General features: G+C 71.4%; 14 protein-coding genes. 13 read left to right on the top strand and 1 reads right to left on the bottom strand.

The window, feature by feature from the left end:
• Positions 1-48 precede the first annotated feature (48 nt).
• The 8 genes from V1460_RS22570 (at position 49) to V1460_RS22535 (ending at position 8,793) form a co-directional block, all read left to right on the top strand.
• Positions 49-1,161, top strand: a complete 1,113-nt coding sequence (locus tag V1460_RS22570) for a quinone-dependent dihydroorotate dehydrogenase (protein ID WP_338675440.1) — start codon at positions 49-51, stop codon at positions 1,159-1,161.
• Complete coding sequence (pyrF, locus tag V1460_RS22565; RefSeq protein ID WP_338675439.1) at positions 1,158-2,003, top strand: orotidine-5'-phosphate decarboxylase; 846 nt, start codon at positions 1,158-1,160, stop codon at positions 2,001-2,003. Before V1460_RS22570 ends, pyrF begins: the two co-directional genes overlap by 4 nt.
• 344 nt (positions 2,004-2,347) lie before the next feature.
• On the top strand, positions 2,348-2,671 hold the full coding sequence (locus V1460_RS22560) for an integration host factor (protein WP_005319887.1): 324 nt from the start codon (positions 2,348-2,350) through the stop codon (positions 2,669-2,671).
• 38 nt (positions 2,672-2,709) lie between these two features.
• Complete coding sequence (gmk, locus tag V1460_RS22555) at positions 2,710-3,273, top strand: guanylate kinase (RefSeq protein ID WP_338675438.1); 564 nt, start codon at positions 2,710-2,712, stop codon at positions 3,271-3,273.
• A gap of 62 nt (positions 3,274-3,335) precedes the next feature.
• Entirely contained in the window at positions 3,336-3,605 is a 270-nt protein-coding gene (rpoZ, locus tag V1460_RS22550; protein WP_338675437.1) for a DNA-directed RNA polymerase subunit omega, read from the top strand.
• 194 nt (positions 3,606-3,799) lie between these two features.
• A complete protein-coding gene (gene coaBC / locus V1460_RS22545) occupies positions 3,800-5,002 on the top strand; it encodes a bifunctional phosphopantothenoylcysteine decarboxylase/phosphopantothenate--cysteine ligase CoaBC (protein ID WP_338675436.1) in 1,203 nt (400 codons plus the stop codon).
• A gap of 375 nt (positions 5,003-5,377) precedes the next feature.
• Entirely contained in the window at positions 5,378-6,586 is a 1,209-nt protein-coding gene (gene metK, locus V1460_RS22540) for a methionine adenosyltransferase (RefSeq protein WP_338675435.1), read from the top strand.
• 68 nt (positions 6,587-6,654) lie between these two features.
• Positions 6,655-8,793, top strand: a complete 2,139-nt coding sequence (locus tag V1460_RS22535; protein ID WP_338675434.1) for a primosomal protein N' — start codon at positions 6,655-6,657, stop codon at positions 8,791-8,793.
• Positions 8,794-8,948: 155 nt separating this feature from the next.
• Here the strand turns inward: V1460_RS22535 and V1460_RS22530 are convergent, their stop codons facing one another.
• On the bottom strand, positions 8,949-9,404 hold the full coding sequence (locus V1460_RS22530) for a hypothetical protein (RefSeq protein ID WP_338675433.1): 456 nt from the start codon (positions 9,402-9,404) through the stop codon (positions 8,949-8,951).
• Positions 9,405-9,654: 250 nt separating this feature from the next.
• On the opposite strand from V1460_RS22530, the gene fmt reads away from it, so the two are divergent.
• The 5 genes from fmt to V1460_RS22505 all read left to right on the top strand — a co-directional run bounded on the left by fmt (position 9,655) and on the right by V1460_RS22505 (position 15,090).
• Positions 9,655-10,599, top strand: coding sequence for a methionyl-tRNA formyltransferase (fmt, locus tag V1460_RS22525; RefSeq protein WP_338675432.1), 945 nt, complete (start codon positions 9,655-9,657; stop codon positions 10,597-10,599).
• Positions 10,600-10,724: 125 nt separating this feature from the next.
• Complete coding sequence (locus V1460_RS22520) at positions 10,725-12,158, top strand: transcription antitermination factor NusB (protein ID WP_338675431.1); 1,434 nt, start codon at positions 10,725-10,727, stop codon at positions 12,156-12,158.
• Between the two features lie 137 nt (positions 12,159-12,295).
• Complete coding sequence (gene rpe / locus V1460_RS22515; RefSeq protein WP_338675430.1) at positions 12,296-12,979, top strand: ribulose-phosphate 3-epimerase; 684 nt, start codon at positions 12,296-12,298, stop codon at positions 12,977-12,979.
• A gap of 75 nt (positions 12,980-13,054) precedes the next feature.
• Entirely contained in the window at positions 13,055-14,101 is a 1,047-nt protein-coding gene (locus tag V1460_RS22510) for a sugar-binding domain-containing protein (protein ID WP_338675429.1), read from the top strand.
• 632 nt (positions 14,102-14,733) lie between these two features.
• Complete coding sequence (locus V1460_RS22505) at positions 14,734-15,090, top strand: barstar family protein (protein ID WP_338675428.1); 357 nt, start codon at positions 14,734-14,736, stop codon at positions 15,088-15,090.
• Positions 15,091-15,169 lie beyond the last annotated feature (79 nt).

The raw sequence follows: 15,169 nt of genomic DNA, 5'->3' as shown, positions 1-15,169 counted from the left end.
CACCTGCCTGCACACATGTCTCCGTGAGGACAACAGGACACCGATTCGATGTACGACTTCTTCTTCAACCTGGTCTTCAAGAGGATGGATCCCGAGGACGCCCACCATCTGGCCGTTCGCTGGATCCGCGTCGCGGCACGTGTCCCCGTGCTGCGGACGTTCGTGGCGGCCACCCTGGCCCCTCGCTACAGGGAACTGCGCACCGAGGCGCTCGGCCTGCGCATGCACGGCCCCTTCGGGCTGGCCGCCGGCTTCGACAAGAACGCCGTCGCCATCGACGGCATGAGCATGCTGGGCTTCGATCATGTCGAGATCGGCACCGTCACCGCCGAGCCGCAACCCGGCAACCCCAGGAAGCGTCTCTTCCGGCTGATCCCCGACCGCGCCCTGATCAACCGCATGGGCTTCAACAACGAGGGATCCGCCGCCGTCGCGGCCAGGCTCGAGACCCGCCGAGCGGTGTTCAGGACCGTGGTCGGCGTCAACATCGGCAAGACCAAGGTCGTGCCCGAGGCGGAGGCAGTCGCCGACTACGTCACCTCCACCGAGCGGCTGGCCGCCCACGCCGACTACCTGGTGGTCAATGTCAGCTCGCCCAACACGCCCGGACTGCGCAACCTCCAGGCCACCGAGTCGCTGCGCCCTCTCCTCGCCGCAGTGCGCGAGGCCGCCGACCGCACCGTGACCGGACGCCGAGTGCCGCTGCTCGTCAAGATCGCCCCCGATCTGGCCGACGAGGACATCGACGCCGTCGCCGACCTCGCGGTCGAACTCGGACTGGACGGCATCATCGCCACCAACACCACCATCGCCCGCGACGGCCTCGGTCTGAAGTCGGCCCCGGAGCTGGTGCGGGAGACCGGCGGGCTGTCCGGCGCACCCGTCAAGGAGCGCTCGCTGGCCGTCCTGCGCCGCCTGTACGCCCGTGTGGGCGACCGGATCACCCTGGTCGGGGTCGGAGGCATCGAGAACGCCGAAGACGCCTGGCAGCGCATTCTGGCCGGTGCCACGCTCGTCCAGGGCTACAGCGCCTTCATCTACGAGGGCCCGTTCTACGCCCGCGCGATCCACAAGGGCCTGGCCGCCCGGCTCGCCACCAGCCCGTACGCCACCCTCGCCGAAGCCGTCGGCGCCGACACTCGAAAGGCGGCCACCGCATGAGCCCCCAGGAAACATTCGGCGCCAGGCTGCGCCGAGCCATGGACGCCCGTGGGCCGCTCTGCGTCGGCATCGACCCGCACGCGTCGCTGCTCAGCGCCTGGGGCCTTGGCGATGACGTGGCCGGGCTCGAGCGCTTCACCCGCACCGTCGTCGAGGCGCTCGCGGACCGGGTGGCGGTGCTGAAGCCGCAGTCGGCCTTCTTCGAGCGCTTCGGCTCGCGCGGGGTCGCCGTCCTGGAGAAGGCGGTCGATGAGGCGCGGGCAGCGGGGACCCTGGTGCTGATGGACGCCAAGCGTGGGGACATCGGCTCGACCATGGCCGCGTACGCCGAGACCTATCTGCGCAAGGACTCCCCGCTGTTCTGCGACGCCCTCACGGTCTCGCCGTACCTGGGCTTCGGCTCGCTGCGACCGGCGCTCGACCTGGCCCGGGAGAGTGGCGCGGGCGTGTTCGTGCTGGCCCTCACCTCCAATCCGGAGGGCGCCGAGGTCCAGCGGGCGACAGCGGAAGGCGGAGTCTCGCTGGCCCAGCTGATGCTGAACCACGTGGCCGACGAGAACGCGGGCGCCCGGCCGCTGGGCTCGGTCGGGGCGGTCGTCGGCGCCACGCTGGGCCAGGTGGGCGCCGATCTGGACATCAACGGTCCGCTGCTGGCACCGGGCATCGGAGCCCAGGGCGCGACCCCGGCGGATCTGCCGGGTGTCTTCGGGGCGCAGGTCCGCGATGTCCTCCCGAACGTGAGTCGCGGGGTGCTGACCCACGGCCCCGACATCGCGGCGCTGCGGGAGTCCGCCGCACGCTTCACGGACGAGGTGCGGGCCGCCGTAGCGAGGGCCCTGTGACCGCGAGCCGGGTCGGCAGGGTGGTCTCGATCGCGACCACCCTGCCGACCCGGCAGTGATCGAAATGCCTCCGGGGGCGATCGCGGCCGGAGTCGCCACCTGCGCGTTTGACCGACAGTTTCTTGACAGAATCCCGGTCAGTATGTCTGGAATGTCCTGGTCGGTCGATGCTGACCAGGACTTTTCCGCTGTTCTCGCTGACGGGAGCGGTCCAGGCCGCTAGTCTCCGTCGAGAGCCGACGATGCAGCGCGCGGGATGCGTTGCTCGTTGCTCACCTGGTGTGGAGCCGTTGTGTTCCGCGCCGGTCCGTATCCGACAGTTCGACATCCGAGGTGACGTAGGCGTGGCTCTTCCGCCCCTTACCCCTGAACAGCGCGCAGCCGCGCTCGAAAAGGCCGCCGCGGCTCGCCGGGAGCGGGCCGAGGTCAAGAATCGACTCAAGCACTCCGGCGCCTCGCTCCACGAGGTCATCAAGCAGGGCCAGGAGAACGACGTCATCGGCAAGATGAAGGTCTCCGCCCTGCTCGAGTCCCTTCCCGGCGTCGGCAAGGTCCGCGCCAAGCAGATCATGGAGCGGCTCGGCATCTCCGAAAGCCGTCGTGTCCGGGGTCTCGGCTCCAACCAGATCGCCTCCCTGGAGCGCGAGTTCGGCGGCGGCGCCGCCTGACGTTCCCGGGCACTCCCGAGAACCTGGATAATCGCTGCATGGCAGCAGAGGTACGTCCGCGGCTGACCGTGCTCTCCGGCCCCTCCGGGGTGGGTAAGAGCACGGTCGTCGCCCACATGCGCAAGGTTCACCCCGAGGTCTGGCTCTCGGTGTCGGCCACCACCCGGAAGCCGCGCCCCGGAGAGCGGCATGGTGTTCAGTACTACTTCGTCAGCGATGACGAGTTCGACAAGCTGATCGCCAATGGTGAGCTGCTGGAGTGGGCTGAGTTCGCGGGCAACCGCTACGGCACCCCACGCAAGGCGGTCCAGGAGCGCCTGGAGTCCGGCGAGCCGGTGCTGCTGGAGATCGACCTCCAGGGTGCCCGGCAGGTCAAGGAGTCCATGCCGGACTCGCAGCTGGTGTTCCTGGCCCCGCCGAGCTGGGACGAACTGGTGCGTAGGCTGACCGGCCGAGGCACCGAGGCGCCCGATGTGATCGAGCGCCGACTCCAGGCGGCGAAGGTCGAGCTGGCCGCCGAAGCCGAGTTCGACACCACCCTGGTCAACACCTCCGTCGAGGACGTGGCGCGTGAGCTGCTAGCCTTGGTGGCAGTCGTTTGATCTTCGTCGGATTTCCTGACGTTCTCCGAAGATCTTTTTGAACCCCATCGGAAGGCTAGAGCGTGTCCTCTTCCATCACCGCGCCCGAGGGCATCATCAACCCGCCGATCGACGAGCTCCTCGAGGCCACCGACTCGAAGTACAGCCTCGTGATCTACGCGGCCAAGCGCGCGCGTCAGATCAACGCGTACTACTCGCAGCTCGGTGAGGGTCTGCTCGAGTACGTCGGTCCGCTGGTGGACACCCATGTCCACGAGAAGCCGCTTTCGATCTCCCTGCGTGAGATCAACGCCGGTCTGCTGACCTCCGAGGCCATCGACGGCCCTGCGTAGCAGTTCGTTCGGCACGTCACCACAGGCCCGGCCGGGGCACCATCCCACCCGCCCAGCGAGGGGGAGCGTCCGGTCGGGCCTGCGGTGTGTCAGTAGCCTGTCGTGTGTCAGCTGTCGTGCCTCAGCTGCGTGTGTGATCGAGGATGCCATCGAGAGGCGACGGTGCATCGCCGTCCGTGGGGAGCGGGAGCGCAGTGGACAAGCCCAAGGTCGTACTGGGAGTCAGCGGCGGGATCGCCGCCTACAAGGCGTGCGAGCTGCTGCGCAGACTGACCGAGTCCGGGCACGACGTGCGCGTCGTCCCCACCGCGTCCGCCCTGAACTTCGTCGGTGCGCCCACCTGGTCCGCCCTCTCCGGGCATCCGGTGTCCACCGAGGTCTGGTCGGACGTCCATGAGGTCCCGCACGTACGGATCGGGCAGGAGGCGCAGCTGGTCGTCGTGGCCCCCGCCACCGCCGACCTGCTGGCCAAGGCCGCCCACGGCCTCGCCGACGATCTGCTCACCAACACGCTGCTCACCGCCCGCTGCCCTGTGGTGTTCACCCCGGCGATGCACACCGAGATGTGGGAGCACCCGGCGACTCAGGAGAACGTGGCGACGCTGCGCCGCCGCGGCGCGGTGGTGATCGAGCCCGCCGTCGGGCGGCTCACCGGTGTGGACACCGGCAAGGGGCGGCTGCCCGAGCCGGCCGAGATCTTCGAGGTCTGTCGGAACGTGCTGGCGCGCGGAGTGAGCACCCCTGACCTCGCGGGCCGCCATGCCGTGATCAGCGCGGGCGGCACTCGTGAGCCCCTCGACCCGGTGCGCTACCTGGGCAACCGTTCGTCCGGCAAGCAGGGTTACGCACTCGCACGCACGGCGGCGGCCCGCGGTGCCAAGGTGACCCTGATCGAGGCCAACACCGGATTCGCCGACCCCGCGGGTGTGGACGTACTCCATGTCGGCACGGCGGTGCAGCTCCGCGAGGCCGTCGTCAAGGCGGCTCTTCAGGCCGATGTGGTGGTGATGGCGGCGGCGGTCGCGGACTTCCGCCCGGCGGAGTACGCGGCAGGCAAGATCAAGAAGAAGGACGGCCTGGAGCCCGCCCCGGTCGCCCTGGTGCGCAACCCGGACATCCTCGCCGAGATCTCCGCCGATCGGCCCCGTCAGGGCCAGATCGTCGTGGGCTTCGCCGCCGAGACCGACGACGTGCTCGCCAACGGCCGGGACAAGCTCCGCCGCAAGGGCTGCGACCTGCTGGTCGTCAACGAGGTGGGAGAGCGCAAGACCTTCGGCGCCGAGGAGAACGAGGCAGTGGTCCTCGCCGCCGACGGCGGCGAGACCCCGGTGCCGTACGGGCCCAAGGAAGCCCTCGCGAACACCGTGTGGGACCTGGTGGCGGCCCGGCTGGCCTGACGCCGCCGACCCGCGGCCCGGACTCCTGCCGGCGGCTGGGCCCGGCGACACGCCGAATGTGACACACGCCGCAATCGGCGGGGTCGGCGGTTCCTGAGTGATGCCGAGCGGAATCCGGATGAACGGCGCACATCGCCCCGAGTCACCACGGCATACGGGCGAGGCGTGGCGGAATGCGGGATTCAGATCATCTGGGGCCTCTGGCGCGGTGTGCGGCAACATGCACTTTGTGTGGCCGAACGACTCCCGTGAGGTCGGACACGTGGTCCAATCGCCCGCCTCTCCCGATAAACTGTTCTCGGAACGACGTGGGGCGCAGCCCCCGGCCGGTCCATCAATGATCAGCCAGCAGCCGCTGCAACCCCAGGGAGCGTTGTGTCCCGTCGCCTGTTCACCTCGGAATCCGTCACCGAAGGCCACCCCGACAAGATCGCTGACCAGATCAGCGACACCATTCTCGACGCGCTGCTCCAGGAGGACCCCACCTCCCGTGTCGCCGTCGAGACGCTGATCACCACCGGCCTGGTGCATGTGGCCGGAGAGGTGACCACGAAGGCCTACGCCGACATCCCCACCCTGGTGCGCAACAAGATCCTCGAGATCGGCTACGACTCCTCGAAGAAGGGCTTCGACGGCGCCTCCTGCGGTGTCTCGGTCTCCATCGGAGCGCAGTCCGCCGACATCGCGCAGGGCGTCGACACGGCCTACGAGTCCCGGGTCGAGGGTGACGAGGACGAGCTCGACAAGCAGGGCGCGGGTGACCAGGGGCTGATGTTCGGCTACGCCTGCGACGAGACCCCCGAGCTGATGCCGCTGCCGATCCACCTCGCGCACCGACTCTCGCGCCGCCTGTCCGAGGTCCGCAAGAACGGGACCATTCCCTACCTGCGCCCCGACGGCAAGACCCAGGTCACCATCGAGTACGACGGTGACAAGGCGGTCCGGCTCGACACGGTGGTGGTGTCCTCGCAGCACGCGTCCGACATCGACCTCGACTCCCTGCTCGCGCCCGACATCCGTGAGTTCGTGGTGGAGCACGTACTCAAGGAACTCGTCGAGGACGGCATCAAGCTGGACACCGACGGCTACCGCCTGCTGGTGAACCCGACCGGCCGCTTCGAGATCGGCGGCCCGATGGGCGACGCCGGCCTCACCGGCCGCAAGATCATCATCGACACCTACGGCGGCATGGCCCGGCACGGTGGCGGTGCCTTCTCCGGCAAGGACCCGTCCAAGGTCGACCGTTCCGCCGCCTACGCCATGCGCTGGGTCGCGAAGAACGTCGTGGCCGCAGGTCTCGCCGCTCGCTGCGAGGTGCAGGTCGCGTACGCGATCGGCAAGGCCGAGCCCGTCGGCCTCTTCGTGGAGACCTTCGGGACCGCCACGATCGACACCGAGAAGATCGAGAACGCCATCGGCGAGGTCTTCGACCTCCGCCCGGCCGCGATCATCCGCGACCTCGAACTGCTCCGCCCGATCTACGCCCAGACCGCGGCGTACGGCCACTTCGGCCGTGCGCTCCCCGACTTCACCTGGGAGCGCACGGACCGTGTGGAGGCCCTGCGCGCGGCGGCCGGTCTGTAAGCCCCTTCGGCCCTGACCAGGGCCCTTAGCGAGCGCCGCTGTCAGCGCGGTCTGGTAGGAATATCGCTGTGAGCAGCGGCGACGAAAGTTCCGGGCGGACCGGGGACGGGCCGTCTGAGCAGCTTGCGCTGATACGGGACACCGTCCGCAAGGCCCCGCGCGCCAAGCCGCGCACCTGGCGGGGAGCGGCACTCGCCGACGAACTGCCGGTGGCCAGGGTCGTGGTCAACAAGGGCGTGCTCCACCTCGACCAGTTCTTCGACTACGCCGTGCCCAGGGAACTCGACGCCGCCGCCCAGCCCGGCGTCCGGGTGCGGGTCCGGTTCGGCGCGGGAGCCCACCAGGTGCGAGCCGGGCGGCGCGAGGGCGGCCGGCTGACCGATGGGTTCATCGTGGAGCGCCGAGCCGAGTCGGACTATGCGGGGCCGCTGGCCGCGCTCGCCGACGTCGTATCGCCCGAGCCGGTGCTGAGCCCCGAACTGCTCGCACTGGCCCGTGCGGTGGCCGACCGCTACGCGGGCAGCCTCGCGGACGTGCTGCAGCTCGCCGTGCCACCGCGCAGCGCCCGGGCCGAGGCGAAGCCGTCGCGGCAACCGTTGCCACCCCCGGACACACCCGACCCCGGAACCTGGGCACGCTATCCGCGCGGTCCCGGCTTCCTGGAGGCACTCGCGACCGGGGCGTCGCCTCGGGCCGTGTGGAGCGCGCTACCGGGCCCGCACTGGGCCAGGGAACTCGCCGCCGCCGTCGTGGCGACCCTGGCGTCCGGCCGGGGCGCGTTGGCCGTGCTGCCGGACGGCAAGTCCGTGGCACGGGTCCACGAGGCCCTGACGGGGCTGATCGGGGACGGTCGGCACGCGGTGCTCACCGCCGACGCGGGACCTGAGAAGCGCTATGGCCAGTGGCTCGCCGTGCGCCGTGGATCGGCGCGGGCGGTGATCGGCACGCGCGCCGCCATGTTCGCGCCGGTACGTGATGTCGGCCTGGTGGCGTTGTGGGACGACGGGGACGGCAGCCACAGCGAGCAGCACGCCCCGCTGCCCCACGCACGCGAGGTGCTGCTGCTGCGGGCGGCCCACGAAAGGTGCGGCTTTCTGCTGGGATCGGTGAGCTGCACGGTCGAGGCCGCCCAGCTGATCGAGAGCGGGTGGGCGCAGCCGCTCGCCGCGGACCGTGCCCGGGTACGCGAGGCGGCGCCGTTGATACGCACCGTCGGTGACGGGGAACTCGCCCGAGACGAGGCGGCCAGGGCTGCCCGGCTGCCGACCCTGGCCTGGCAGGCCGTGCGCGAAGGACTGCGCAGCGGACCGGTGCTGGTGCAGGTCCCGCGCAGGGGCTACGTACCGAGGCTGGCCTGTGAGCGCTGCCGTGAGCCCGCTCGGTGCGCGCAGTGCTCGGGCCCCCTGGAAGCTCCCCGCGAGCGCGAGTTGCGTTGCGGCTGGTGCGGAAGGGACACCCAGAGCTGGCACTGCGCGGAGTGCGGCGGAGTGCGGCTGCGCGCCCAGGTGGTGGGTGCCCGGCGCACGGCGGAAGAGCTGGGACGTGCGTTCCCGGCCGTCCCGGTGCGCACATCCGGGCGCGACCATGTCCTCGACGCCGTGCCGGATCGGCCCGCCCTGATCGTCAGCACCCCGGGCGCGGAACCGGTCGCACAAGGCGGCTATGCGGCGGCACTGCTGCTGGACGGCTGGGCGATGCTGGGCAGACCCGATCTGCGATCGGGTGAGGAGGCGCTGCGCCGCTGGCTGAGCGCGGCGGCGCTGGTGCGCGGCCAGGACGAGGGCGGCACCGTGGTCGTCGTCGCCGAACCCACCCTGCGGCCCGTGCAGGCGCTGGTGCGATGGGACCCCTTGGGGCACGCCCGGCGTGAGCTGGCGGAGCGTGCCGAGCTCGGTTTCCCCCCGGTGTCCCGGATGGCGTCCGTGATGGGCCGCGCGGACGCGATCACCGCGTTTCTGGCGACGGCGGACCTGCCGCCCGAAGCGGAGATCCTGGGGCCTGTCCCGCTGCCGCCCGCTGCCGCGGTGCGACCCCGTAAACCCGGGGACCCACCGGCCGGGGAGCAGTGGGAGCGTGTGCTGCTGCGGGTGCCCCCGGGCAGCGGGGCGGCACTCGCGTCCGCACTGAAGTCGGCGCAGTCGTCGCGCCTGGCCCGGGGCGGGGGGGACACGGTGCGGGTCCGCATCGACCCCCCGGACATCGGGTAGCGCCTGATCGACGGGTACGGCGTGGGCGGGCCGTCGGTGTACGCGCACCCGTGGCCGCTCCCGGCGGGTGTCCGGGTCGGCGGGGACATCCCGGACACGACTCCCGCGTGCCCCGGCTGCCCTTCGTGTGGACGCCGGGTCCGCGGTCGCAGGAGCTACCCGTTGCGAGGCGCCGGAACCGCCCGGGCCGCCGGAACCGCGGAAGCGGGAGCCGCTTGCGCCGCCGCCTGTACCGGCTCCGAGCCCGCGCCTGCCGGCTGAGTGGCCCGGCGTGAACCGTAACGCCGGTGCACCGCCTGCTTGGTGACGCCCAGGGCCGAGCCCACCGCGTCCCAGGAGAAGCCCAGTGAGCGGTCGAAGTCCACGGCGGCGGTCACCAATGTCTCGACGCTGTCCCGTAGTTCCTGCGCGAGACGGACGGTGGGGGCGGGAGCACGTCCGTACACGACGAAGCCCGTGGACGGGCCTGAGCGCCGTGGACGGTAGACATTGCCCAACTGGGCCGTGAGCGTGCGCAGTGCGTCCACCTGTCGACGGACCCGCTCGATGTCCCGCACCAACAGATGCAGGCTGGCCCGGGCTTGAGCGTCGTGGGTTGCGTGGTCGGCCATGAACAAGCCTCTCGAACCGGCGTTGAAAGGGGCCGGGCCGCACCGGATGCCACCGGATCAGGATACGGCGGCATGCGGCCCGTTTCGGTCAATCTCTCTTGACCAACGCTCCAGCCTGCGTTGTGGTCACGGTGCGGGAGAGTGAGGCCAGGCGCACAGGGCGCGCGGGCATCCGTGCGCCCCCTGTCGGCGGGGCCAAATAGACTGGTGCGTCGCGCGTCCATTCGGCAAACAGAGCGAGGTAACCCCAGTGAAACTTGTCTTCGCAGGCACCCCCGAGGTCGCCGTACCCGCCCTTGACGCGCTGATCGCCTCCGACCGCCACGAGGTGGCCGCGGTGGTCACACGCCCCGACGCGCCCGCCGGCCGCGGCCGCCGGCTGGTCGCCAGCCCGGTCGCGCAGCGCGCGGAGGAGGCCGGCATCGAGGTCCTCAAGCCCGTCAAGCCGCGTGACGAGGACTTCCTGGCCCGGCTGCGTGAGATCGCGCCCGACTGCTGCCCGGTCGTCGCGTACGGCGCCTTGCTGCCCAAGGCGGCGCTCGACATCCCCTCCAACGGCTGGGTCAATCTCCACTTCTCGCTGCTGCCCGCCTGGCGCGGAGCCGCGCCGGTTCAGCACGCGATCCTCGCCGGTGACGAGATGACCGGGGCATCGACGTTCCAGATCGAGGAGGGACTCGACTCCGGACCCGTCTACGGTGTGATCACCGAGCACGTTCGCCCCACCGACACCAGCGGTGATCTGCTCACCCGGCTCGCGTTCGCCGGTGCGGGGCTGCTCGCCGCGACCATGGACGGCATCGAGGACGGCACCCTCAAGGCGGTCCCGCAGCCCACCGACGGGATCACCCTCGCGCCGAAGATCACCGTCGAGAACGCGCATGTCGACTGGAAGGCGCCCGCTCTCCGGGTCGACCGGGTGGTACGCGGCTGCACCCCCGCACCCGGAGCGTGGACCGTCTTCCGGGGCGAGCGGCTCAAGCTGGTGAACGCGGCACTGGTCCCCGACCGCACGGACCTCGCGCCCGGGGAGCTCTCCGCCGGGAAGAACAGCGTCCACGCCGGTACCGGTTCGCACGCCGTCGAGCTGCTCTGGGTGCAGCCCCAGGGCAAGAAGCCGATGCGCGCCGCGGACTGGGCGCGCGGAGTGCGGATCGGCCCGGGGGAGCGGCTGGGCGAGGCGGGGGCGATCTGACGGCACTCGGGGCGTGCCCGGTGCGGAGGGCCGCCCGGGCGCTGCGGAAGGGTGCCGTGGTGAAGGCCTCCGCACCATCGGACTAGGCTGGGAGAGTTCGACCCTTTCGAAACGCGGAGCACCTTTTGAGCGAGCAGAGCCGTCGCCGTCCCCCCAAGCCGTACCGTCGCCCGGTGAAGGACCCCGTCCGGATCCTCGCCTTCGACGCGCTGCGGGCTGTCGACGAACGGGACGCGTACGCCAACCTCGTGCTGCCTCCGCTGCTCCGCAAGGCCCGCGAGAAGGGCGACTTCGACAGCCGGGACGCTGCGCTGGCGACCGAGCTCGTCTACGGGACGCTGCGCCGCCAGGGCACCTACGACGCGATCATCGCCGCTTGTGTGGACCGCCCGCTGCGCGAGGTCGACCCGCCGGTGCTCGATGTGCTCTCGCTGGGCGCGCACCAACTGCTCGGCACCCGCATCCCCACGCACGCCGCGGTGTCATCGAGCGTGGAGCTGGCGCGTGTGGTGCTCGGCGACGGACGAGCGAAGTTCGTCAACGCCGTGCTGCGGAAGATCGCGCAGCACGATCTGGACGGCTGGCTGGCGCTCGTGGCCCCGCCCTATGACGAGGACGCCGAGGATCATCTGGCCGTGGTGCACTCGCATCCCCGGTGGGTGGTATCGGCGCTCTGGGACGCGCTGGGCGGTGGCCGCGCGGGCATCGAGGACCTGCTGGAGGCCGACAACGAGCGGCCCGAGGTGACGCTGGTGGCCCGCCCCGGCCGGGCGACCACCGAGGAGCTCCTGGCCCAGCTCGGTGAGGGAGCCGGTCTGCCGGGCCGCTGGTCGCCGTATGCCGTACGGCTCGTCGAGGGCGGCGAGCCGGGGGCGCTCGACCCCGTCCGCGATGGCCGGGTCGGGGTCCAGGACGAAGGCAGCCAGCTCGTCGCCATCGCCCTGGCGAACGCCCCGCTCGACGGCTCCGATCGGCGCTGGCTGGACGGTTGCGCGGGACCCGGGGGCAAGGCGGCCCTGCTGGGTGCCCTGGCCGCCGAGCGCGGCGCGGCGCTGCTGGCCGCCGAGAAGCAGCCCCACCGCGCCCGACTCGTGGAGCGCGCCCTGACCGGCAACCCCGGCCCTTACCAGGTCATCGCGACCGACGGCACCCGCCCGCCATGGCGAGCCGGAGCCTTCGACCGGGTCCTGGTCGATGTGCCCTGCTCGGGCCTCGGCGCCCTGCGCCGTCGCCCCGAGGCCCGCTGGCGCCGCCGGCCCGAGGACTTCGAGGGATTCGCCCCGCTCCAGCGCTCGCTGCTGCGGGAAGCGCTGCGCGCGGTCCGGGTCGGCGGTGTGGTCGGCTATGCGACCTGCTCGCCGCATCTCGCCGAGACCCGGGTGGTGGTCGAGGACGTCCTGAAAGGCCGTGGTGGTCCGGCGGCCGAGGCCGAGTGGATCGACGCCCGCCCGCTGATGGCCGGGGTACCGGCCCTCGGTGACGGCCCCGACGTCCAGCTGTGGCCGCATCTGCACGGTACCGACGCGATGTACCTGGCCCTGCTGCGACGTACGGCATAGTCAGCGCCCCGGGTCGCGCCCCGCGCGGCGTCGGCGGGAGCGGCGCCGCGGTGCGGGCGGTGCTGCTCTTCGCACAGGACGGCCGCGGGGCGGTACCGGGGCGGTGGAAGTACACGGGGGCATGGCAGTCTTGGCACATGGCCCAGATCTTTCCCAGCATCCTTTCCGCCGACTTCGCCCGCCTCGCCGATGAGGCCAAGGCGGTCGAGGGCGCCGAATGGCTCCATGTCGATGTCATGGACAACCACTTCGTGCCCAATCTGACGCTGGGTGTGCCGGTGGTCGAGTCGCTCAGCCGCGCCACCGACACCCCGCTCGACTGCCATCTGATGATCGAGGATCCGGACCGCTGGGCTCCGCAGTATGTGGAGGCCGGCGCCGGGTCCGTCACCTTCCACGTGGAGGCGGCGGCGGCGCCTGTCCGGCTGGCGCGGGAGATCCGGGCGAAGGGCGCGCGTGCCTCGATGGCGCTGCGGCCAGCCACCCCCATCGAGCCGTACGAGGACCTGTTGCCCGAGCTCGACATGCTGCTGGTCATGACCGTGGAGCCCGGCTTCGGCGGGCAGGCGTTCCTGGACATCATGCTTCCGAAGATCCGGCGTACCCGGGAGCTGATCAACAAGCACGGACTGGAGCTGTGGCTCCAGGTCGACGGAGGTGTCTCGGAGTCCACCATCGAGCAGTGTGCCGAAGCCGGCGCGGATGTCTTCGTGGCAGGCTCGGCGGTCTACGGGGCCGAGGACCCGGCGCGAGCGGTGCGCGCGCTGCGGGACAAGGCTTCGCGGACCATCGCGGCAGCCCCCTGGGCATGCGACCACTGAGCCACGGATACGTGAACGGGGCCCGATCGGGCTGATCGACAACCTCTGGATCTGACAGGATGACGGTCCCGGAGTGTGAACAGCAGTGAGGAGAGCGCGGTGTCTGCAATGTCGGCGGGACGGCCAGCCCTGCGGATGGGACCCGCGGAGCTGGTGCAGGCGGCGGCCATGGCCCGTCGCTTCTACCTGGAGGGCAAGTCCAAGATCCAGATCGCCGAGGAGTTCGGCGTCAGCCGCTTCAAGGTCGCCCGGGTCCTGGAGACCGCTCTCGAACGCGATCTGGTGCGGATCGAGATCCGCGTGCCTGCCGAACTGGACGCGGAGCGCTCCGACGCGCTGCGCGCCCGCTTCGGTCTGCGCCACGCGGTGGTCGTGGAGTCCCCGGCGGAGGGCGAGGACGAGTCCCCCGACCCCGAGAACCTGGGCGAGGTCGCAGCGGACCTGCTCGGAGAGCTCGTCACCGAGGGCGATGTGCTCGGTCTGGCCTGGGGGCGCTCGACCATCCACATGGCGGCGGCGCTCGACCGGCTCCCGCCGTGCACCGTCGTCCAGCTGACCGGTGTGTACGACGCGGGAACCGCCGAGCGCGGTTCGGTGGAGGCGGTGCGCCGCGCTGCCCAGGTGTCGGGCGGAGAGGCGCACCCGATCTACGCGCCGATGCTGCTGCCCGACCCGGCCACGGCCGCGGCCCTGCGCAACCAGACCGGTATCGCGCGTGCCTTCGAGTACTTCGACAAGGTGACCGTCGCCTGTGTCTCCATCGGGTCCTGGGAGCCGGGCATCTCGACCGTCCACGACATGCTGTCGGACGAGGAGCGGGCCCACTACGCCTCGCTCGGTGTGGCGGCGGAGATGTCCGCCCATCTCTTCGACGCAGACGGCCGCAGAGTCGGCCGGGACCTCGGTGAGCGCTGTATCACGGTCGAGGCGGACCGGCTGCGCCGTATCCCCGAGGTCATCGCGATCGCGGGCGGCCAGCGCAAGGCGGCGGCGATCGGCGCGGTGCTGCGGTCGGGTCTCGTCACCAGCCTGGTGACGGACACCGCCGCCGCGGACTTCCTGCTCACCGAGTCCCAGCCCGGTCCCCGGCCGGCCCTTGAGCGGGCGGACCCGGACAGCTGACGGCTGCGTGCGCCACGGCCTCGGCCGCGCGCTTCGGCCGTTCGCACGGTCACGGCCCCCGGAGGCGTGAGTCCACGGCCCCGCCGTACGGTCACGGTCCCGGGGCGGCTCCTGGTCCGCGGTCTCCGAGGGGTTGAGGCCGTAGAGCAGCTGCGCGTTCTCCGCGGCCAGCAGCCGCGCCAGCCGGGCGAAGGGGATGGTCTTGGCGCGGGTCAGCCCCGCGTTGTCGACCCACGTCAGCGCGATTCCGTGGACGTCCTGCCCGGTCAGCCGGGTGGTCGCGGCCCCCAGCGGATTCGGCGCAGGGCCTCTTCGGGATCGAGACCGTGCCCCGGGCGGTCGTCCGCCAAGCTCGGCGTGTCGACCTCGCGGCCCCGGGAGGCAGCCGCGATGTGGCCCGTACCGTCCGGCGCATGGTCGCCGCGGGGCCGGGTGTCCGGTCACTTGAGTCGTCGATGGGCTGCAGGGGAATTCCCCACCCACCCCGCGCCCGCCTGCATCACCCGGGGCGGCGGACGACGGGGGCCGCGGATGGTCACCGGTTGTCGCCGGCGCGGTCGACGCGGTCTACTACACGCGAGTACCCGCGATCACACACCGAGATCGACCGGCGGACCGGCGGAAGGTGCCCGATGAGCAACGCCTCGAATGGACGCGGCGGCCCCCTCGCGACCCTGTTCGGCGCCGCAGTCGGCCGGAACGTCACCGTGCTGGACCTGCACGGGGTCACGGACAAAGCCGCCTTCATGGAGCGTTGCGCCGGCGACCTGGAGTTGCCCGCCTGGTTCGGGCGGAACTGGGACGCGCTCGCCGACTGCCTCACCGACATCCCCGGAGACGAGGGCACCTTGGTGCTCGTCCGCCGCTGGCAGGAGTACGCCGAGGCCCGGCCGGGTGAGTGGCAGACCGCTCAGGAGGTCTTCGGACAGGCGGTGGACACGATGCCGCGGCGGCTCGCCGTGCTGGTCGCCATGGGTGAGGCGGATTGAGATCCCGGCGCTCCGTGCGCCTGCGAGGGCCCTTGCTGGCCGCTTCGATTCCCGTTCGGGTAGCCTTTCGACGTAAGGC

This window comes from Streptomyces sp. SCSIO 30461 (assembly GCF_037023745.1).
GTDB lineage: Bacteria > Actinomycetota > Actinomycetes > Streptomycetales > Streptomycetaceae > Streptomyces.
Note: the sequence above shows the minus strand (reverse complement) of the source record. Positions and strands in the feature narration are given on the sequence as shown.